This window comes from Gilvimarinus sp. F26214L, assembly GCF_054401055.1.
The window spans coordinates 1-20,617 of the sequence record NZ_JBTIYG010000019.1; the positions used below are offsets into that span (position 1 = coordinate 1).

A 20,617-nucleotide genomic window follows, 5' to 3' on the forward strand; every position below is an offset into this window, starting at 1 on the left:
AAGAAGGGATCATAGGTTCAGCATCAACCGGCCAAGTTAATTGACGCTGAACCGGCCACGATAGTTGACGCTGGATAGACCCGCAATGTTGGGTTACGCTTCGCTAACCCAACCTACACAGGCGCGCGCATTCCGTAGGTTGGGTTAGGCCGCAGGCCGTAACCCAACATTGTCGAGCCATCCGATCACCCAAAGGGCCACACCAACGGAATCACGCTAATGGCAACCACCCCAACCAGAAGGCTCAAGGGCAAGCCAATTTTCATGTAATCCGTAAACCGGTACCGGCCCGGCCCATACACCATCAGGTTGGTTTGATAGCCAAGGGGAGTAACAAAGCTCGCGGACGCGGCCATCATCACCGCAATGGCAAAGGGAAGAAAGTTGACATCCAGCCGCTCGGACACCGCCAGGGCGATGGGAAACATGAGCACGGCCGCTGCGTTGTTGGTAATCACCTCCGTGAATACCGCCGTCAACACGTACACCACGATCAAGGCCAGCAGCGGTGTTGCCGCCAGGCCCAGCAGCCCATCGGCCATCCAGGCGGCGGCGCCGGTGATGGTCATGGCGTTACCCAGCGCAAAAGAAGCGGCAATGACCACCAGCACCGGTAGATCCACACTGCGGCGGGCGCGGCTTGCGGTAATGCACCCGGTCATAATCATCAGGCCCGCTGCAACGAACGCCGCTTCGATAATCTGCAACAGGCCCGAGGCACTGGCGGCCACCATCAACAACAGAATCACAAGAGCCCGGGGCGCCTTGCTGAAATCGGGCGGAGTGGAATCGTTCAGCGCACTGACCAGCAAAAAGTCTCGCCGGAAGCGATACTGCTCCACAAACTGCTGGCCGGTCTCCAGCAGCAGCGTGTCCCCCATCTTGAAGGTGATGTCCCCCAGCTTGCCCGGCACCCGTTTTCCGCCACGTGAGAGGGACAAAATCACCGCATTGAAACGGGTACGAAACCGGCTGTCGCGAATGGTCTTGCCCAGGTGCGGAAACTCCGGCCCCAGCACCACCTCTACCAGGCAGCGCTGGTGATTTTCCACCGCCAGCTTATGCACACTGCCGTTGGCGGGCTTCAAGCCCTGAATGCGGCGCAGCTCGCTGGCGCATTCGGGCGCGCCCACAAAATACAACTTGTCCCGCGCCTCCAGCACCCACTCCGGCCCCACCGCCGTTAGCAGGCGCCCTGCCCGATCGATCTCCGTCAGGTAGCCATAGGTCAGCGCCCGTAGGCCCGCTTCGGCAATGGTCTTGCCCACCAGCGGCCCGCCTTCCATGACCTCCACTTCCACCCCATACTCGCGCACCTGGTCCAGCTCCTCACTCAGCCCTCCGCGGTCCGGCAGCAAACGCGGCGCGAACAACACCAGAAACGCCCCGCCCACCAGCAGCAGCGGAACACCCACCCAGGCCACCTCGAACAGCCCGAGCTGAATATCCAACTGGCTTTGCAGCAAACCATCCACCACCAGGTTGGTACTGGTGCCAATGAGCGTGCAGGTGCCCCCGAGAATGGCGGCATAACTGAGAGGAAGGAGGAGTTTGGAAGCAGAGGTACCCAGGCGCTGGGCCCAGTCCTGGACGGCGGGAATGAACATGGCCACCACGGCCGTGTTGTTCATGAAGGCGCTGAGAATGCCCGTGGGGGCCAGCAGGCGGAACTGGGCGTGGCGTTCGGAGGTGGGGTGGCCCAGCAGCATGCGGGCGATCCATTGAACCGCGCCGGTTTCCTTCAACCCGGCGGCGACAATGTAGAGGGTGGCGATGGTAATGACGCCGGGGTTGGCAAAACCGACCAGAGCGGCCACTGGCGTCAGTACCCCCGCAACCAGCAGCACCACCAATGCGGCCATGAGGACCAGGTCCGCGGACACCCGCGTGAGTACCAGGGTGGTGAGAACGAAGCCGAGAACCGACAGTGTCAGAATCGCGTCACCGCCCATCAAAGTCCCCTAGGGCTCCCGGGCGGTAATCAGCTCTCGTTGGATCAGATAGGTCAACAACCGATCGACGCAGCCGTCGACGGACAGCTCCGCGGTGTTCAGGCGTATTTCCGGGCGTTTCGGTTGCTCGTAAGGGGAATCAATACCGGTAAAGTTACGGATCTCCCCTGCCCTGGCGCGGCCATACAAGCCTTTTGAGTCCCGCTCCTCGCAGGTGGCCAGCGGCGTCTCCATGAACACCTCAATGAACTCCCCCGCGGGAAACAGCTTGCGCACCATCCTGCGGTCACCGCTGAATGGAGAGATGAAGGCACTCAAGACAATCAAACCCGCATCTGCAAAGAGTTTGCAAACTTCACCAATGCGCCGAATATTCTCGACCCGATCATCGTCGGAGAATCCGAGATCGCGATTCAGCCCATGGCGGACATTGTCGCCATCAAGAAGAAATGTGTGATAGCCACGCCGGTGCAAAGCCACGTCGAGAGCGTTGGCAATCGTAGATTTGCCGGAACCACTCAATCCCGTAAACCAGAGGAGACACGGCTTCTGGTCTTTGACCCGAGCACGATCGGCACGGGTGATTTTGCATTCTTGCCAGATAACATTGGATGGCACAAGGACGCCCTCGATGGTTACTGGTTAAAGTCCAGCTTGGCTTTAAGCAATATCCGTGCAATCAAGGCGTGTCGCCGGGCCCAACGCGCCCTTACGCCAATTGGGCGATCATCGGGAATGCAGGCCTGCTAACGAATGATTCCCAATTTTGCCTTGAGCAGCAGCCACGCGAACTGAATGTTTGTCACCAGGTAACGTTTCCACATTCGTCTGGGTTCCTGGAGCACGCGGTAAAACCACTCCAGGCCCCATTTCTGCATCCACAACGGTGCGCGCTTTACCTTGCCAGCCACCACATCAAACGTGCCACCCACGCCCATAACAAATGTAACGCCCAACTGATCGCGCCATTTGCTGATAAAATTCTCCTTCCTGGGAGAAGTAATGGCCACAAACAAAAGCTGCGCGCCGGACGCTCGAACCTTCTCCACCATCGCCTCTTCGTCATCCCAGAAGTAGCCGTGGTGGTAACCAGCGATCCGCAACCCAGGGTACATCGCTTGAACCCTCTCAGCAGTGGCAGATACCACTTCGGCCCTTGCTCCCAGCAAAAACACGGAATATCCCTTTTGCGCGCTCATGGCCAGCAAGGCATGAAACAGGTCCACGCCCGCAACCCTCTCCGGCACCTGATGCCCCAACAAACGAGCCCCCAGGACCACGCCCATCCCGTCGATGTTAATGATGTCGCACCCGCGCACGGACGCGTCCAGCTCTGGATCCTTGCGCATGTTGACCAGCTTGGCGACGTTGATAACTACATGCTGAGTGAAGCGTCCTTCTAGTAATGCGACTTCAATTCTGTTAATGGTTTCACTCATGCTCGCCACATCCATGGAGCAACCGAGCAGTTCAATTCGTTGCATGGCTTATTTCGATCCGGTTCCGATTCATTTGAAACACGAGTATGTCGAACTGGAGGCTAATGTAAAAGCAAACCGTATGACACATCGATGACACACCAACAGCGCGTTAAGTCACCCTGATTTGAAGGTTGCCCTCGGTTTAAACAAACACACGAAAGGCATGAAACACCCGTCGAATGCATGACCGACGCGTTAGCGACGCATGGCTGACAACTCTCCAGCTTCTTCGCCAAGTAAGGTCCTTTGGACTGGCTCCAGCAGCACCTGTACTTCCGGCCACTACACTTATGGCCAGAAGCTCCCGGGCTCATTGTATGAGCACTTCGTTCAGTAGATCTTGGCTGGTGTCTTCAGCTCGAAAATAATACCATCATTCACGCGATGTATCGTCTCTGCTGACTACTGATTTGCCATGGATCAATCAACAGAATTCACCGCTTCTTTTTCCAACTCATGCACATGAAGTCATCGTAGCTCCCGCGCTATTGGCAAGAGCGAGCAAAGCGATGGCAGACAACCGTTCTTTCGGAATAAAGCGCCTCACAACATCACTGGTTGGCCCCCAGCTTCATCAGCCCGCTCACGCATCCTACGCCTACTATGTTTTGTATGACAGGGCCTTCTTGCCACTTTATTAATCAAGACAATAATCAACATAATAACTGCTAAAGCAGGCGTCTTCACGATCAGTGAGTTATTCGAACTGGCCGCCAAAAAAAACGAGACAAAAACCATCTTAACTTGTAACGAACTATCGGAAAGCAGCCCCTTAAACACCCTCGCAAAGCCGTAACACATTAAGAAAAAGACTGGAACTCCATATATTCCTATCATTTGTATCCAGAAATTCTCAATAATCTTGGCATCAGAGTATCTCTCTGTAAGGTAGCGAAACCCAGCTGGTCCGGAACCAAAGAAATATGAAGATAAGTCAAGACGGGCGAAAAAGAGCAACGACTCTATTCGAGTGTAAGCCGAGTCATCAAACTGAAGCCTTGAGGAAATCCCACCACCGTAACTCGTATAGAAGGTCACGAAGTAGACCAACACTAAAAACGCCATCGAAAGCAATGACGCAAAGAATAGATAGCCAAAGAATGACCTCGATGATCGACGTTTATGAAACCCGAGGGTCCAAATAATGATAGCCGAGAAAAAGCAATAAACAGCCAACGAAGCTCGCGCGGCAAACGCTAGCAAAGCCAGAAACACAATACCTGAAATCAAGTAACGGTACCCCGATCTCACAGGAAGAAGTAAGGCTGACAGTCCGACCGGCAAAGCGATAAGCGCGTTGTTCAAAGGGTGAGCCATCAACGCATTTGCCCGGAAAAAGACTGTTCCGGTGACAGGGTTCGGTATGAGGTGACGCCGAGAAATATACTCAACAACTGCGATTAAGCAATTCACAAGGATTATGAAAATTATGAAGAACGTTAACCGGTATGCGTGTCGATCTTTAAGGTGCATCGCCAGGTAAACACATAGGATTGAGTAAAAATAATTATCAACCAACACCGCAATGCCACCGACCCCCCAAGACGCTACAGAGTACAGTAGCACCACGGTTAAAATCGTGAGCGTCAGCCCAATACTCCTGTTCTTAAAGAATACATCACTACAGAACCTACTAGGACCGCGTGTCGTAATAATGAGCAAAACCCCAAAAAGGAGGAACCATGTACCAGGATGAACTTTTACTAGTGGAACTCCACCTTCGAACGAATATGGGAAATAATTATCTAAAAGTGAGCTACCCAGAGTCAAACGCATTGATACGGAGATCGCCAGCAGGCCGTAACAAAATGTTGATAAGGAAACGCTTAAGCCGGATCTCGAGTTCACTTACTACCAGTACCACATTTTTTCATTGAAACACCGCGAAGACATACTAGATCGTTTGTCGAGATAGAACCGTTGGTCCAAGAAACTTATGCTAAAAGATTTCGGTTGAGCACTCCCGCGATACACCTCCGGTACGTTGCGATTATATCCGCCTTCTTTAGATGATCCAGCTTTCCGCCCTTTAGATCTGACGCGAGCTTTCTTTTGGACGACAAGTGTGTGCTATCAATCGTTAGCAGCGCCTTAGCTATGGTACTGGGATCCTTCGGATTCACTGCAATCGCATAACTCAGATCTTCATCTAAGAAACCTGACACACCGGTATCTCTGCTGTAGATAATCGGGCACCCAGAAAGAAGAGATTCAGTGTAAACCATTCCAAACGTTTCAACTTTACTCGGGAGAACCATAGCTCTATATTCATGTGCTGATTGTAGCAACTCATTATTACTCACTAAACCTTTGAACCTGAATGATGACTCTAACCCCATACTCTGAATCCGTCGGACTAGAAACGAGTAGCTACGGTCGTCGATCCTCCCGAACACATCGACTTTGATGTCGACTCCAAGGATTTTTACCATATGAACGGCTTGAACTAGCTCGACAAACCCTTTGTTTTTGAAATCGCCTGTATTGAAAACCGAAAAATACCTTCCATTGTCGGCGACTTCTGCTAGATAGCTTGTCAAGTCCACAATGTTCGGAAATGGTTCAACCGACAGTCCGGGTTGCAAGTTTAAACTGGAGCTTATTGTAGCGGTAGACCAAGGCGACACTGTGAGAACACAGCCGGCGGACTGAGCTATCTTCTTGAGCAGTGGTTTGTACGTGTAGAAGTAGTTTGCATGTCTACTATCGGTATATCCTCTAATAGTTATCAAATAGGGCTTCGCAAGGATCTCGGAAAGGTAATATGCGACCATTCCGTCAGTGCTGAGCTTGTGCCCATGAATAACGTCGAATGTAACCTTCTGCCTTAGGAGCTTTCGACTTATAACGAAAGCATGCAAGTACGCCAAACACTCGAAAGCGAACCCTCTTGGCAACCCGAAATATCTATAGACAACTAGATTGTCTCTAATTTTCTGAATCCTGTTTGAAACGCTCGTTCGCTCCATTGAAACTACAATATGCTCGAACTCCGGGGTGGCCTGAATCAAATTATGAACGGCTTTTGTGCTTCTTTCACTACCGGGATGTGGGTAATCAGAGCAGATGTGTAGAATCGTCGTTCTGTTCATATGAACTTAAAAGTGCTTAGGTGAGTTGCGTCGGTATGTCTCGAGATACTGGGCAAGTGTTCTATAGCGCTGAGGTTACCTGCTGGTCACCCGATCTATCACGAACTCCAGCGGCGAGAGTTGTTCTTGTTGTCAATCATCGGGTCGACGTCAAATACTCGAAATCTCCTCACCATCCAGTAGCTCACTCAATCAGTAATCGCGAACAACCTGTTCCGCCGGAAGGATCGGCAAGTAGGGTCGTACGGCATATCCAGCCCATGGTTTTCCTAAGAGGTTACAACTGAGCGGCACCAGGGGTCATTGATGGTTTCCCCAGGCTTTTACGGTAGGCATCAAGTCGCTTCAAAGCAAGATCGTTTTCACAAATAGACAAACCCATGAACCCTTTGAGCTTGTAAACTAGACGATCATAAACTGCTCTGAGAAACCTATCCCAGTCGGCTGATCTCGTTCGGGCATTGTTGACTGATAGCGTACTTGGTGTTTCTATGGGATATACAAATTTTTCGGCCTCCGGTGAAACTACCACGTCTGTATCCGCGACCTGGCGAGCCAGGTTGAACCAGAGATCGTCCTGTTTCGGCGCCAACCTCTTGAAATCATCGCTAAACATGATGCAATGATCCAAGAGCGGTTTCCGATACAGCACGCCAGCAACACCAAGTGGCAGAAGGTCCTTGCCTGTCGTCCCGCCGGGAACAAGCGGCCAATGCATGTAACTCTGTCGTACGTTCCAGGGGTTCTTCGTTGGGCGACGCGCCCTACCGCAAACGATCGCCGTCGGGTTTGCTTTGCCTGACCTCACTAGGGATGAGAGCCAATGTGCGCCATATATAACGTCGTCGTCGCAGGTTACTATCCAGTCGTCAGCTGTGGCTTGTCGGTAAATCGGTAGCAGCTTTCTGTAGGGCCCGGTGTTTTCTACCCAGTTAATCTCTACTGCACTATCCTCGACCATTGCTGCCAGCCAAGGGGGCAGCTTCTTTATGCCTGCATCCAAGAGATAAGGCTTCTTTGATATGCAAACAACTATCCGGTCCGGCTTGTAGCTTTGATCCGAAAGGGAAATTAGGGTATGCCGCAGGACATCCAGGCGTTCCGAAGTAGATGTTAAGGTCACAATAAGAGCCATACCTATCCTATGCCTTTCCTGAAGGTTCTCTTCACAGTGATACTCATTGCAGTATAAAGGGACCTAAGTGCCAACTTGGCACCTACCGCGGGTCGTTGCCGTGCAGAGATAGCCGAGAGGACGAAGGGGTCTTTCTGAAACAGCAAACATGTTGCCTCTTCCAACTTATCTCTGTACTTTGTCAGATCGTCAGCATTCGGCAACTGGTAGCATTCCCAACCCAGTTGTGTACGGTACATTTCAATGATACTGGCCAGCACATGCGTCCCCAAGTGCTGATAGAACGTTATCGCAAGCGCATAAGCTCTAAATATTTCGACATAGGCCCAACCCTTCTCCATAGTATTCGTTACGCTACTACTAGAAAGCACGTACTCGTGGAGAGTATCGCGCAGCAGGAACACGGACTTGGCGCGATGAAAGCAACCAATATTCAACAGAAGATCTTCATTGATACTCTGTCGCCACGGAAAATGAAGATCGAACCATGGCTCGATAATCGCGCGCTTAAACAATTTATTCCATAGCATACCTGTCCCGAACTCGAACTCGCAGAACCGTTCCAACACCCTTCTTTCAACTTTCTCGGATCTTCTGAACCGCAACTTGGGTGCAACGACTCTCCGTTCCTCTGTAACCCTATCCGAGCCGCAAACGACAATATCAACATCGTTCTCGACTGCTGCCGAATACAACGTGGCAAACATGGTAGGTCGTGCGAAATCGTCGGCATCCAAAAACCCGATCCAGGGCGCGGTCGACATTTTGAGGCCAGCCAACCGCGCCTCATGCACACCTTTGTTTTCGGGAAGATGTACCGGGACGATGTTGCTTTTCTCCTGGGCCAGTTGATCGATTACGGTTCCAGAGTGATCGGTCGAGGCGTCATTGACTAGGATAATCTCAAGATCTTGTAAGGTCTGGCTGACCAGTGATTCGATACTGGGAACCAACTTTTCGCCGGCATTGAATACTGGGACGATTATGGACACTTTTGCTTGGCGTTCCATCAACCCCTAACCATATCGTTGCAGCGTTCCAGATACTCACGACTATCGGAAATCAAAGGCGCCAATTTGGCTTTGAGACGTGAGTAATCCGTTTCTATCAAACGACCCTCAACCAAGCGCCCCGCGTCAACCAGAGAATCTTCAAGACCCAAGGATTCAAGAAGGTATTTGACTTTATTCTTATGCCGCCCACAGCTGATAAAGTTTCTCTGGTACTTGATAGCGAAAATCGAACCATGAAATGTGTCAGTAATCACACACTCAGCGGCCTTGACCAATGACAGGAACTCAAACGGATTGCATGAAATGTTTCGGTCCACCCAACGGTGGTTAAATCCGGCCGAAATAACCTTCAGACCATGCTGGCGGGCGTAAGCCTTAACCGCTCTGGCATCGTCGTCAGAGAACCCATAGGTGTATACAAGAAGGTAACGGCAACCAACATCAAACTTTTCTTCGTTGGAAGAGAAGTCATGCAAGAATGTGGGGTCCAACACCAACGTCACATCGTCACGCCGGGCCGCTTTCGTTGCCACCTCGTACGACTCACCATCCCTAACGCTAAGCATATCCAGCTTGTTCAAACCTTTCACAAACTCGGGGTGCATCCTCATATCTTCAACAGATGAATTACCAACACTAGGAGCGTAGGAGAACGTAAGAAGGTCACCCAAGTTCAAGCCAAAAAATTCCGGGACGCTATTGAATGTACCATTGGTAACGCTCCAGATCTCATCTGAGCCGATGAAAACTGCCCGAAATTGCGATAGCTCGCCTCTGGGGATAATACTGAGAAGTTTTTCTGCGCTCCTGAACGCAAGAAGCTTTCGGATGTTAAAAAGTATAGTAAAAGGTCTGCGCTTCCAGCCGCGGAAGAAGAACTGAAGCCTTTTCTTATTGTTAGCCTCATCGTAGATATCTAGAAAACTTACCTTATAGCCATAGCCCGCAAGCACTTCCTTTAAGGCGAAGGCTTGCAAATAAGCACCAAAGTTTGGGGATCTACACAGGGTTACAATTAGGCAGTGGGCGTTCAATGGTCTATTCACAGGATCAACTCTTAAGGATTCTCTTTATGGCGTTGACTGACCGATCACCCAGAACACGTCGAGCCGCCGCTTTTGTATTTCTCTTGGGGTCTCTCTTGATATTTCTGATCATCTCCAACGCACGACTCTCTTCCTCACTATCCGTAAAAACCTCAAACACCAAGGACCGACCACCAGCGTCCTGAGCCAGAAACTCGCGATACATCGCTTCATAATCTGCCTTCGATGATGCGCTGATATACTTGAAGCCCAGATCCTGGGCGTAATGCTTGACCAATGTCGGAGACTTGTTGCCATAGTGGCCTGATGCGGAAATAAACTCATCCGCTCGGTCACCGAAGTGTGCCGCTAGGTGGTTGTATTGACGGAACTCGGTGCCTTTTCCGTTATTGATGATCATGATGCGGAGGTTGCTACCTACATGGCGGTTGCCAAGCGCATTCATGTCGTAGAAAAAAGCCAGATCTCCGACGATGCCGAAGTAAAGTTTGTTCGGATTGGCAAGCGACGCCCCGAGCAAGCTCGAGAGCCCGCCATCGATGCCAAAGCCACCCACGTTAGACATGGAGGTAACCGTCTCCGGCAATTCAAAGAAGTTCCAGGAACGCAGACTGTTCAGAATGCCAAAATGGACAACTGAGCCTTCAGGAAGTTTGTGCGCTGTCTGTTGTGCTACCCAGATGTTGGAGAACGGGACATCCGGAACTCCTTGCTGCACATCCTTCAGGCGGGCCTGGCAATGTTTCAGGTACCGATCGGAGGGAGCTTTGGAGGCGTCCGTATAGCGCTCGAAGAAAGTTCTTTCATCCATTTCGAACACATAACGAAGCTTTCGGAACGTGTCTCGAATCTCTCCGTCTTCGCTAACGCGCCAGACTTCTGTGCCGACCATACTCATGCCCGCGTAGTCCCCGGTCACTTCACCGATATGGATAGTCACATCTGGCTTGTCGGACTCCAGATCCATCTGGTCCTGACTGGCTGCAAGGGAGTACTGCAGCCGGTATTTGCCTCTGTACGAACTCGTATGATCACAGAATACGACCGCGTTATTGCTGCTGCAGAAGCAATCAAGCGCTTCCGATTCTTCCGGTCTGAAAGGACGGTGGGCACCAACAAATACTGCAACCCTGCCTTTCAGTTCCGGCAGTTGGTCGCCTACGGTGAATCGATTCATCACACGACAAATTGGCAGAGTTTTGGTGTCATACGAACGGCTGTAACGGGTAGGCAGGTTGATATGAACAGGGCCACCGCCGCCACGCTTGAGTTCAAGGATAGCTTGGTTGACTTTGACTTCGCATTCCCACCAGTCGTCGTCGTCCTTTACGATGGGGAGTTCAAGACTTATCCGCTGAGTATCGTTAGGCAAATTGCTACGATCGGTCACCTGTGCAACATGGTGTCCCACTTTCGCCACAAGCTGCGTTGATGTAATGGCTAGCACCGGCAGTTTGCGGTAATAGGCTTCGATAAGGCCCGGTGTGAAATTCTGAGATGAGGTAGCGCCAGTACAGCTAATAACAACAGGTTCGCCAGACTCATGAGCCAATCCGCATGCCATGTAAGCAGCAGAACGTTCATCTACAGCAGAGTAGACCTCGAAAAACGGATCATGTTGAACACTAGCAACAAATGTCACATTTGTTGCGCCAGGTGAGGCAACAATTTTCCGTAATCCATTAGCTTTCAATAAGCTAATTATTATCAATACGTTTTGTTCATCCGTATAATAACTGCCCATAGAACCCTCAGGTCAAAAGTCGGCAATCGAAGAAAACCTTGAACCTTTACCGATATCAAGTTTTATCCTATTGAAAACCCACCATCACAAACGATAGTTTGTCCAATAATGAAATTCGAAGCATCACTGATTAGAAAAACCGCCAGTTCCGCTATCTCCTCTGGCAGTGCATACCTTTTTACAGGATTGTGTCGACAATAAATATTATTTTTCTGCTTCTCAGAGGCGGGCTGCATTGCCGTCGCTACGATACCAGGGGCGATGCCGTTCACTATGATGCCATCCCCAATCAGCTTAAGCCCCAGCCCCTGAGTTAAACCGGCAACGTCCCACTTACTCATTCTATAAGGGTACGTCGCACCAACAAATCCTCCTTGGGACGAAATGTTGATCACTTTTCGTTGCTTGTAACCCTTCCCCTTCTGGATCCATTGGCGACAAACTGCCTGAGTCAAGAAAAAGAGACCTTTAGAGTTCGTAGCATACACCCTATCCCATTGCTCTTCCGCAACTTCTATGAACCCTGTTGTCTCGAGAACTCCCGCATTATTCACTAGCACATCTATCTCGCCGCCCAAATGGCTTCTGCAAAGGCTCAGCTTGCTGTCGATCAAAGCCATATTGCTCACATCCCAGTTCACAGCTATCAAATGTTGACTGCCAACCGCCGTTACAGCCTGATCAAGTTTAGATTGGTCGCGACCAGTGATTATTACGGAGGCTCCAAGTTCCACGCATTTTTTAGCTAAAGCGAATCCGATCCCAGAACTTCCGCCGGTAATTATTATGTTCTTTCCTTCAAGAAGGTTTCCATAATCCACACTCGTTATCGAGCATGGAAGGACGCCACCGAATTTGTATGCCTCAGATGCAGCTCTCGCTGACGCTCTTACCCTGGCGGCTACACTCTTAATCTTCGAAATCAACTCAATAGCCAAGCGAACCATAACCCTTCGACTCTAAAACCAAACTACTCGACGAAACATAAACTTGGATAGCAACTTTTCTTTAAGAACTCCTCTCCACTTTTCGTCCAAACCTATCCGGTACATGACGATAGTTGTCCAGGAAAAGGAAGCCAGCGTAACGACGGAAAACTGAACGAAGCCTTCATTAAAAGACTGAGACAGGACATGCACTGGAAATAGCGTCAGCAGAACCACTAACGCGACTGGAAATACCGAAAACCTCAGATAATAGATAACTGGAAAATCAATAAGCTCTTTCAGCAAAACTAATCTGACAAAGAACATAACAACATTAGCCAGTATTGCAACGACAAAAACGCTATAGGCGGGCGCGCCGAGACTAACAATGAACCAGGCAGATAAGAACAATCCTATCTGAATCGATCCGAGGGTCAACTCGTAACGCTTCATCTTACCCGGAGCTCGAGCTGCAACTGTTAGGGGTAGCGCGACGGCGAGCATTAAACCTTCAATTAGGGATAACTGTGCAAAAAACGAAGCTTCTTCAGGGACTTTTGTTAGCCACAACCCGAGGACCAGCTCCATCTGAAGCATCATGGGAAGGGCAAACACCCAAAGCAAATAGAACGTTATCTTTGAGCCACCAACTACAAGCTCGAGCATTTCGTCTCTTTTATCGGCTGCATAACTTTTGATAATTGGCGGATACAAGCTAGCGTTAAAGTTACTCGAGAAGATATTCACCTGACTAGCAATTTGAACAGATATGGCTCTTGCAGCAACTATCGCGGGGCTAAAATTTTGGTTCAAAAGCAAAGTAATCGCATGTGTGCGAGCAACAGTCGTGATTTGCCCAAAAACGGTCCAACCAGTAAAGCCAATAATTTCTTTCAGTAAGGCTGAATCCCAGTAGAACTTTCTCAACTGGCATTCTTCGTACCGGTAAAGGCAGATCCCGATATAGAGCACGGCGTTTACAATGCCGACACACAGCACCAGAAGGCCATAGAGTTCGAGCTTGTCCCATGTTATGTACTGCAGAAGGAACACCACACCCAGCTTCATAAACGCCTCAAGAATCGAAATGTAGGCGTATAGCTTCATGTCTTCATGTGCCATGATGATGGCCATGAAGGGACTGGTGATTACATTGACCAGAAACGTGAGCGTTACGTACTGATAGAGTGCTTTTGCCGCCTCAGATCGGCCTTCCGGCACAGACAGTTCGGTATTCACAAACCAGAGGCCGATGGTTTGCAGAGCAACAAAGGCTATTAATGCGACCGAGGCGTACAGCGTGAGATTGACGGAGAAAGTCTTTGCCAAGCGCTCGTTGTTTTGCTCACCCAAGGCGAATGAAAAGAAGCGCTGCGTTGCCTGAGCCAAGGAGCCCGGGAGGAAGGCGCTGAGGGCCACTAGACCGCCTACTGCGCCGTAGATCCCGTAATCCTCTACACCTAGTTGGTCCAGAACAATGCGGACTGTGTAGAGGCTGACGAACAGGATCAACAGCTGACGGAAGTAGAGCATCAGCGTGTTTTTGGCTATTCGCTTGTTTCGTTCTGAGGTCATGGATGCTCTTTTGTCTGTTGACCCGACTTAATCACTACCAAACAACTCACGGGTATACACCTTGTCTTCCACATACCAGGGCGTCTGAGCGGTAGTTGGCGATAATCACATCGCTGATCTGCTCGAATTTGGCCAGATCGCGGATGACACGGGAGTTGTAAAAAGCTGTCGGAGCTCGACTTCACCGCCACTCAGAAGTGCCTACTACCTTGTGTTGTTGTACTGGACCAGCAGCACGTCATTGGACGGGCCTACATAGCCGGTGCACACAATCGTGATATTCAGCACGCCTCCAAAACGCCGCGGGTATCCAGTACCTCCTGCCCCTTCCGCATCTGGATTGTCATGTTCTTGAACTCGCGGTGGTCGACCAGAATCAGTTTTATGTCGGCTTGTTCGTTGGCTGCTGCCAGATTGACCAGCTGCAAGTGGCGCTCCAGCTTTTTCGCCAGTGCGTTGATATTCGGTTCTACCGCCAGCACGGGCCCCGGGTGATCCGCTGCGATCTTTTGAGCAATTGCCAGTGCCGGGCTTTCGCGCAAGTCGTCAATGTTTGCCTTGAAGGTCAGGCCGTAGCAGGCAATGGTGACGTCTTTGGCAGTTTTGGTGGGGTTTTCCTGCAAGTAGTTAGCGACGGCCAGTTTTACCTGGTCGATGACCCATTGTGGCTTACTGTCATTCACTTCACGTGCAGTGCGAATCAGTTTGGCATGATCAGGCGCGCTACTGACGATGAACCAAGGATCCACCGCAATGCAGTGGCCTCCCACACCGGGGCCGGGTTGCAGGATGTTCACCCGCGGATGGCGGTTGGCCAGGCGGATCAGTTCCCATACGTTGATGTCCAGCTGGTCGCAGATGATGGAGAGCTCGTTGGCAAAAGCAATGTTGACGTCGCGGAAGCTGTTCTCGGTGAGCTTGCACATTTCTGCGGTGCGGGCGTTGGTGACGACGCACTCGCCTTCAAGGAAGGTTTCGTAAAGTGCGCAGGCGGCTTGCGAGCACTTGGGGGTCATGCCGCCGATTACCCGGTCATTCTGGACCAGCTCGCGGAGTACGTGGCCTGGTAGTACGCGCTCCGGGCAGTGGGCGATGCGGATGTCGGACTCTTCCCCATGGGTTTGGGGAAAGGTCAGGTCCGGGCGGGCTTCGGCGAGCCATTGGGCCACTTGCTCGGTGGCGCCTACGGGGGAAGTGGACTCCAGTATCACGAGGTTGCCACGCTCCAGCACCGGGGCGATGGATTTGGCTGCGTTCTCGATGTAGCTGAGGTTCGGCTCTTTGGTGCCGCCTTGGCCTTTGTTTTTGAAAGGGGTCGGTACAGCGATGAGGAAGGCCTGGGCGGGTTTCGGCTGGGTGGTTGCACTGAGGTAGCCTTCCACCACTGCGGCGTGGACCACCATGTCCAGGTCTGGCTCCACGATGTGGATCTCGCCCTTGTTGATGGTGTCCACGGCGTGTTGATTCACGTCCACGCCAATCACTTTGATTTTGCGAGATGCGAATACGGCGGCGGTGGGCAAGCCGATATAGCCCAGGCCTATGACGGAGATGGTATTGAACTTTATGGATGCGTTCTTCATGGGTATTAGTGGACGGCCTCGACGCTTGTGGGCTGGATTGACTGCTTGCGCGCCTGCCAGGCCAGCAGGGCCATGAGGATGCGGTTGCAGGCCTCGCCATCCCCGTAAGGGTTATGGGCGAAGGCCATTTTGTTGTAGGCATCTCGGCTGGTGAGCAGAGTGTTCAGCGAATCTGTGATGGCTTGTACGTCGGTGCCGACCAGTTTGACGGTCCCTGCTTCCACGGCTTCCGGCCGCTCGGTGGTATCGCGCATAACGAGGACGGGTTTACCCAGTGATGGGGCCTCTTCCTGAATGCCGCCAGAGTCCGTGAGGATAATGTCGGCGCGGTTCATCAGGTAGACGAAGGGCAGATAATCGAGGGGTTCGATAAGGTGGATGTTATCAACTTCCTTTAACAGGCGATTTACCGGCTCTTGCACGTTGGGGTTGAGGTGTACCGGGTAAACGAAGTGAACATCCGGGTGTTGTTTGGCAGTCTGAGCGAGAGCCTGGCAGATCCGCTCGAAGCCGCCACCGAAGCTCTCCCTGCGGTGCCCGGTCACAAGGATGGATCTGGCGTCGGTGGGCAAAAAATCGAAAGTTTGTTCGAACTGCGTCCGCAGTGTTGCGTCCTGGGTGACTTGCTCGGCCACTTGCAGCAAGGTGTCCACAACGGTGTTGCCGGTGATGTGGATTGCCTCTGGCGCAACACCTTCGCGGATCAGGTTGTCGCGGGACGTGGCGGTGGGTGCAAAGTGCAGGACGGCCAGTGTGCTGGTTAGTTTGCGATTGGCCTCTTCGGGCCATGGGGAATAAATGTTGTTGGTGCGCAGGCCTGCTTCCACGTGGCCCACGGGTATTTGCTGGTAGTAGGCTGCCAGCGTAGCGGCGAAGGTGGTGGCAGTATCGCCATGAACCAGGACGATGTCCGGCTTGAAATCCGCGAGTACAGCTTTGAGGCCCTGGAGGATGGCCGTGGTCACGTCGGTAAGGTCCTGGCCAGGTCGCATGATATTGAGGTCGTAGTCGGGCTCGATGCCGAACAGGTCGAGGACCTGGTCCAGCATTTCCCGGTGTTGCCCGGTCACGCATACCTTGGAGTTGAAGCGCCCGTCTGACTCCAACTTGATTGCAAGCTGGGCCATTTTGATGGCCTCGGGGCGGGTGCCGAAGATACAGAGGGTTTTGAGCGGAGTCATTGTTTTTGCCTTCTCTGAGCTCAGGCCTGGTCAGCGGCGTAGGCGTAGTTGTAGTAGCCGTAATTATAGGCAGAGGATTTTTTCACCACTGCGTTGAAGATCACCCCTTTCACTGTTACTCCGTTATGTTCGAAGCGTTGCTTGGTGAGCTCAATCTCTTTGGCCGGGTTGAGTCCAAACCGGGACACCAGCATGGTGGTGCCCGCGTGGCGGCCTATTACAGCAGCGTCCGTGACGGCCAGGACTGGCGGTGTATCGATGATCACCAGGTCGTAGTTGGCGGTGGCCTGGGTGAGCAGCTCAGTAAAGCGGCTGCCCATGAGTAATTCGGATGGATTGGGCGGGACCGTACCGCGGGAGATAAAGTGGAGGTTCTCGGCTTCGGTGCGGTGGGTCACTTCATCAATGGAGGCTGTGCCGGCCAACAGGTCGGAGAGCCCCTCCTGATTGGCGATGCGGAACAGTTTGTGGCTGGTGCCCTTGCGCATGTCCGCGTCGATCAGCAGAACTTTTTTGTCCGCCTGGGCCATGACGGCTGCCAGGTTTACGGAGGTGAAAGTTTTGCCGACATCAGGGCTGGGGCCGGTGATCATCAGGATGTTGTTGGTTGCGTCCATCATCCCGAAATGGAGACTGGTGCGCAGGCTGCGCAGGCCTTCGATGGCGAGGTCCGCGGGGTTGGCGACCGCGAGAACCCGGGAGCCATCCTCGTACTTGCCGCGAGCAATTTTCTTGTCCAGTGCCCCTTCGCTGTTGGACAGTGGAATGCTGGCGTAGACCGGGAGGCCGAGCTTTTCGATCTCTTCCGAGTTTTCCACTCCACGGTTCAGGGCGGCGCGGAGCAGAACGGCAGCCACCGCGATAAAGCCCCCCAACAGGGTTGCGATGGCGGCGATGAGTTTCCTCTTGGGTTTGACGGGGCTGGTTACGTCCACTGCTGCACTGTCCACCACGCGCACATTGCCCACGGTGCCCGCGCGGGCGATGTTGAGCTGTTGGACGTTGGCGAGCATTTGCAGGTAGATCTCATTGCCCACTTCCACGTCCCGGCGCAGGCGCACCAGTTCCTGCTGGGTTTGGGGCAGGTCGCCAATACGGCGGTCCAGCTCTGCGCGGCGCTCCTTGAGTTCGGCCATCTGTGAGGCCCAGGCCAGGTACCTCGGGTGGGTGGGACGAAAGCGCTGCTCGATCTCCGCGCGCTGGATGTCCAGTTCGGAGATGCGTTTTTCCAGTTCCACCACTTGCTCCAGAAGGGCCTGAGCCTCGGCGGTGATGTCGATGGTTTCGGCTGTGACCTGGTAGCGATTGAGCTCTCCTTCCGCCGCCTCCAGGTCGGTTTTGATGTCCGGCAGCTTGGACTGGAGAAACTCCAGGGACTGGGCCGCTTCGGCGCTGTTGCGCTCCACGTTCTGGCGGACGTAATGCTTGCCCAGTGCATCCAGGATGGCGACCGCCGTTTTGGGATAGGGGTGTTCGTAGGTGAGCGCGATGATGCCGGAGTCCTTGCCTTTTTCGCTGGCGGAGATGGCGGCCTGCAGATCAGCAATAGTGTTGTAGCGGCGCTTTTTGATCAGTGTGAAGGTGGTGCCGGGGCGCGCGCGCAGCTCAGTGATCATTACCCGATAGGATTCGGAGCTTGCGGGCGTGTTGGCGCGCCCCTGGAGGACTTGCTCGCCCGCTTCATTGAACAGCGCCCAGCCGCCGGTGGTGGTTTTCAGCTCGAAGGGGAGCCCCACTTCCCATTCCGGGACATCAAAGCGAGTGACGCTGAGCTTTTCGCCGCCCCAGGCATAGCCTTCGCCGAATACCGGTTCTGCAAGTTCACCGGCGGGCGCGCGGTTGGCCATTGCCTTGCCGACAAGTGGGAAGTAGTTGGGCTGCACAAAGATGTCGAGGTTCAGCTCGTCCACCACCTTGCCGAGCACGGTGCGGCTTTTGATGATCTCGATTTCGGTTGTGGATTTGGAGGCGGTGCCCATCAGGCTGGAGATTTCGTCCATGCCCGGCAGGCCGGCCTGCTTCTCCTCCACCTGTATCAGCGAAGTGGCCTCGTAGATGGGTGTGGCAAACAGCGCGTAGGCCACGCCGATGCAGGCGAATACTGCCGTTACCGCAATGATCAGCCAGCGACTGTCCCACAAAGTTCCCGCGAGGGCGAGCAGGTCGATTTCGTCATCGTCCGGGAAGGTGGCAGGGTTGGCGTTGATGTCCGACATGATTGTGTTTATCCCAAGTATTTCAGCCAGGCGTCCGTTGCCTGGTCGATCAATTCGTATGCGTGTTCAAAGGCCGGCCGCTGCTGGCGATAGGGGTCGGGAATGGTCCGGCTCCCTATCCACTTGCCCAGCAGAAACGCGCGGCCCCGCACCTGGGGTGCGAGGCTGTAGAGGTAATCCAGTTGCCCGTCCGACATGGCCAGTACCAGGTCGGCCTTGCCGAGCAGGTCGGCGCTTATTTGCTGCGCGCGGTGCGGGCTCAGGTCCAGGCCCTGCTCCTGCAGTATAGACTGCGCCGTCGCGTCCGCCGGTTTGCCCACCAAAGCGCCGGTTCCGGCCGAGGCAATGGTGACGGCGCCCTTATCGAGTTTGTATCGAAGCAGGTACTCCGCCATGGGGCTGCGGCAGATGTTGCCGACGCAGACCACGAGGATGTTGTTAAACACCATGTTATTGATCCGCCAGCTCGTCTTCCGCCCGGGCGAAGAAGTAGAGGGCCTGAGCCGTGGGCATGATCTGACTGATGATGCGGTTCCAGCGGGCGATGGGCGCGGCGGTTACGTAAACAATGTCCCGGGGTTGGAGCAGGAACTGGTCCGCCAGCACCAGTGCGGTGGCATTCTGGGCGTTGAGCTGGAACACCTGGGCGATCTTGCCGCTTTGTTCGGGTGCCCTGCGCACCACGAAGATGCCCTTCGCATCCGCGGTGACCTGGTTGAAACCGCCCGTATCGGCGAGGGCTTCCGCAAGGGTGATGTCGCTGCGGCCGAAGTTGATGCTTTGGGGCGCAATTACTTCCCCAAGCACGAAGACCTTGGCAGCATCGTTGCGGGCCACGTGAACAATGTCGTTGGGTTGCAACACGACGTTCTGCTGGGTGTTGCCCCGCTGAAACAGTTCACGGAGTGAGAAGCGGCGCGTTGAGCCATCGCGGGTGAGGGTTACATGAGTCCAGTCGGCCAGGTCGGTCAGGCCGCCCGCTTCGGTCACCGCTTCGAGCAGGGTCAGGGGCACATTGGTAATGGCCTGGGTACCGGGTTGTTTCACTTCGCCAGTAATGTAAACGCGCTTGGACCGGAAGGCGGCGACGGTTACGTCCACCTGGGGGGCTTCAATGTATTCGGCCAGGCGCTCGCGGATGATCTCCCGGATCTCGGTGACCTTGAGGCCGGCCACCTGAACCTTGCCCACGTAGGGGTAGAAGATTGTGCCGTCGCTGTGGACCCAGTTGCCGGACTCCGCGGCCGGACGCTCGCCGCCGGCAGGAATGGTCAGCTCGGGGTGGTCCCACACAGTAATGTTGAGTACGTCCCCGCGGTTTACCACGTAATCGTAGTTTTGCAGCGCCTCTTGCAGTTCCTGATTCAGGCGCGGGGCCGGTTTCGGTGCGGCCAGTTGGCGAGCGATGAGGCGCGGGGTGATAGCGAAAACGTCGACCTGCTTTTCCAGGTCGATGCGTTCGTCGTCGGGCGTGGCGTACCAGCCGCTGGTGCCGGATGGAATGTGTGAGCCGGGAATGAGGGTGCAGCCACCCAGAGTCGCAGCCAATGCGAGAGCGAGAAGGTACTTCATCCGTGAAATGGTCCGGGGTGTTGACAGGTGATTCTTCCGAAGGCGCGTATCATGGGCATTTATTGTGTTGGAAGCAAGTGGGTTTCGATTGCCGGGGTTTT

At 53.4% G+C, this 20,617-nt stretch carries 16 protein-coding genes; all 16 read right to left on the reverse strand.

What is annotated here, in order from left to right; genetic code table 11:
* Window positions 1-185: 185 nt before the first annotated feature.
* The 16 genes from ACURWW_RS16060 to ACURWW_RS16135 all read right to left on the reverse strand — a co-directional run bounded on the left by ACURWW_RS16060 (window position 186) and on the right by ACURWW_RS16135 (window position 20,516).
* A complete protein-coding gene (locus ACURWW_RS16060) occupies window positions 186-1,952 on the reverse strand; it encodes an SLC13 family permease (RefSeq protein WP_445617925.1) in 1,767 nt (588 codons plus the stop codon).
* A 9-nt stretch (window positions 1,953-1,961) separates the two neighbouring features.
* Complete coding sequence (gene cysC / locus ACURWW_RS16065) at window positions 1,962-2,570, reverse strand: adenylyl-sulfate kinase (protein WP_445617926.1); 609 nt, start codon at window positions 2,568-2,570, stop codon at window positions 1,962-1,964.
* Window positions 2,571-2,698: 128 nt separating this feature from the next.
* Window positions 2,699-3,436: a WecB/TagA/CpsF family glycosyltransferase gene (locus ACURWW_RS16070; RefSeq protein ID WP_445617927.1), complete on the reverse strand. Its 738-nt coding sequence runs from the start codon at window positions 3,434-3,436 to the stop codon at window positions 2,699-2,701.
* Window positions 3,437-3,976: 540 nt separating this feature from the next.
* A complete protein-coding gene (locus ACURWW_RS16075) occupies window positions 3,977-5,281 on the reverse strand; it encodes a VpsF family polysaccharide biosynthesis protein (protein ID WP_445617928.1) in 1,305 nt (434 codons plus the stop codon).
* A gap of 86 nt (window positions 5,282-5,367) precedes the next feature.
* On the reverse strand, window positions 5,368-6,525 hold the full coding sequence (locus tag ACURWW_RS16080; RefSeq protein ID WP_445617929.1) for a glycosyltransferase: 1,158 nt from the start codon (window positions 6,523-6,525) through the stop codon (window positions 5,368-5,370).
* A 277-nt stretch (window positions 6,526-6,802) separates the two neighbouring features.
* A complete protein-coding gene (locus ACURWW_RS16085) occupies window positions 6,803-7,660 on the reverse strand; it encodes a glycosyltransferase (RefSeq protein WP_445617930.1) in 858 nt (285 codons plus the stop codon).
* 2 nt (window positions 7,661-7,662) lie between these two features.
* Window positions 7,663-8,670 carry a glycosyltransferase family 2 protein gene (locus tag ACURWW_RS16090; RefSeq protein WP_445617931.1) on the reverse strand — a complete coding sequence of 336 codons (1,008 nt, stop codon included), beginning with the start codon at window positions 8,668-8,670 and terminating at the stop codon, window positions 7,663-7,665.
* Entirely contained in the window at window positions 8,670-9,719 is a 1,050-nt protein-coding gene (locus tag ACURWW_RS16095) for a polysaccharide pyruvyl transferase family protein (RefSeq protein ID WP_445617932.1), read from the reverse strand. The genes ACURWW_RS16090 and ACURWW_RS16095 overlap by 1 nt, the downstream gene beginning before the upstream one ends.
* A 4-nt stretch (window positions 9,720-9,723) precedes the next feature.
* Window positions 9,724-11,463: a thiamine pyrophosphate-binding protein gene (locus tag ACURWW_RS16100; RefSeq protein ID WP_445617933.1), complete on the reverse strand. Its 1,740-nt coding sequence runs from the start codon at window positions 11,461-11,463 to the stop codon at window positions 9,724-9,726.
* Between the two features lie 62 nt (window positions 11,464-11,525).
* Window positions 11,526-12,284: an SDR family NAD(P)-dependent oxidoreductase gene (locus tag ACURWW_RS16105; protein WP_445617934.1), complete on the reverse strand. Its 759-nt coding sequence runs from the start codon at window positions 12,282-12,284 to the stop codon at window positions 11,526-11,528.
* A gap of 138 nt (window positions 12,285-12,422) precedes the next feature.
* Window positions 12,423-13,964: a hypothetical protein gene (locus ACURWW_RS16110; protein WP_445617935.1), complete on the reverse strand. Its 1,542-nt coding sequence runs from the start codon at window positions 13,962-13,964 to the stop codon at window positions 12,423-12,425.
* Window positions 13,965-14,245: 281 nt separating this feature from the next.
* A complete protein-coding gene (wecC, locus tag ACURWW_RS16115; protein ID WP_445617936.1) occupies window positions 14,246-15,547 on the reverse strand; it encodes a UDP-N-acetyl-D-mannosamine dehydrogenase in 1,302 nt (433 codons plus the stop codon).
* Between the two features lie 5 nt (window positions 15,548-15,552).
* Window positions 15,553-16,728, reverse strand: coding sequence for a non-hydrolyzing UDP-N-acetylglucosamine 2-epimerase (wecB, locus tag ACURWW_RS16120; RefSeq protein ID WP_445617937.1), 1,176 nt, complete (start codon window positions 16,726-16,728; stop codon window positions 15,553-15,555).
* 20 nt (window positions 16,729-16,748) lie between these two features.
* A complete protein-coding gene (locus ACURWW_RS16125) occupies window positions 16,749-18,944 on the reverse strand; it encodes a polysaccharide biosynthesis tyrosine autokinase (RefSeq protein WP_445617938.1) in 2,196 nt (731 codons plus the stop codon).
* Between the two features lie 8 nt (window positions 18,945-18,952).
* Complete coding sequence (locus ACURWW_RS16130; protein ID WP_445617939.1) at window positions 18,953-19,393, reverse strand: low molecular weight protein-tyrosine-phosphatase; 441 nt, start codon at window positions 19,391-19,393, stop codon at window positions 18,953-18,955.
* A 1-nt stretch (window position 19,394) separates the two neighbouring features.
* The gene (locus ACURWW_RS16135) at window positions 19,395-20,516 is read right to left on the reverse strand and encodes a polysaccharide export protein (RefSeq protein WP_445617940.1); all 1,122 of its coding nucleotides are present in this window, start codon (window positions 20,514-20,516) and stop codon (window positions 19,395-19,397) included.
* Window positions 20,517-20,617 lie beyond the last annotated feature (101 nt).

Excerpts from the sequence above, each read along its gene's own strand:
- ACURWW_RS16060 (WP_445617925.1), bottom strand. The coding sequence starts at position 1,952 with ATGGGCGGTGACGCGATTCTGACACTGTCGGTTCTCGGCTTCGTTCTC.
- ACURWW_RS16070 (WP_445617927.1), bottom strand. The coding sequence starts at position 3,436 with ATGCAACGAATTGAACTGCTCGGTTGCTCCATGGATGTGGCGAGCATG.
- ACURWW_RS16080 (WP_445617929.1), bottom strand. The coding sequence starts at position 6,525 with ATGAACAGAACGACGATTCTACACATCTGCTCTGATTACCCACATCCC.
- ACURWW_RS16085 (WP_445617930.1), bottom strand. The coding sequence starts at position 7,660 with ATGGCTCTTATTGTGACCTTAACATCTACTTCGGAACGCCTGGATGTC.
- ACURWW_RS16090 (WP_445617931.1), bottom strand. The coding sequence starts at position 8,670 with ATGGAACGCCAAGCAAAAGTGTCCATAATCGTCCCAGTATTCAATGCC.
- ACURWW_RS16100 (WP_445617933.1), bottom strand. The coding sequence starts at position 11,463 with ATGGGCAGTTATTATACGGATGAACAAAACGTATTGATAATAATTAGC.
- ACURWW_RS16110 (WP_445617935.1), bottom strand. The coding sequence starts at position 13,964 with ATGACCTCAGAACGAAACAAGCGAATAGCCAAAAACACGCTGATGCTC.
- wecC (WP_445617936.1), bottom strand. The coding sequence starts at position 15,547 with ATGAAGAACGCATCCATAAAGTTCAATACCATCTCCGTCATAGGCCTG.
- wecB (WP_445617937.1), bottom strand. The coding sequence starts at position 16,728 with ATGACTCCGCTCAAAACCCTCTGTATCTTCGGCACCCGCCCCGAGGCC.
- ACURWW_RS16125 (WP_445617938.1), bottom strand. The coding sequence starts at position 18,944 with ATGTCGGACATCAACGCCAACCCTGCCACCTTCCCGGACGATGACGAA.
- ACURWW_RS16130 (WP_445617939.1), bottom strand. The coding sequence starts at position 19,393 with ATGGTGTTTAACAACATCCTCGTGGTCTGCGTCGGCAACATCTGCCGC.
- ACURWW_RS16135 (WP_445617940.1), bottom strand. The coding sequence starts at position 20,516 with ATGAAGTACCTTCTCGCTCTCGCATTGGCTGCGACTCTGGGTGGCTGC.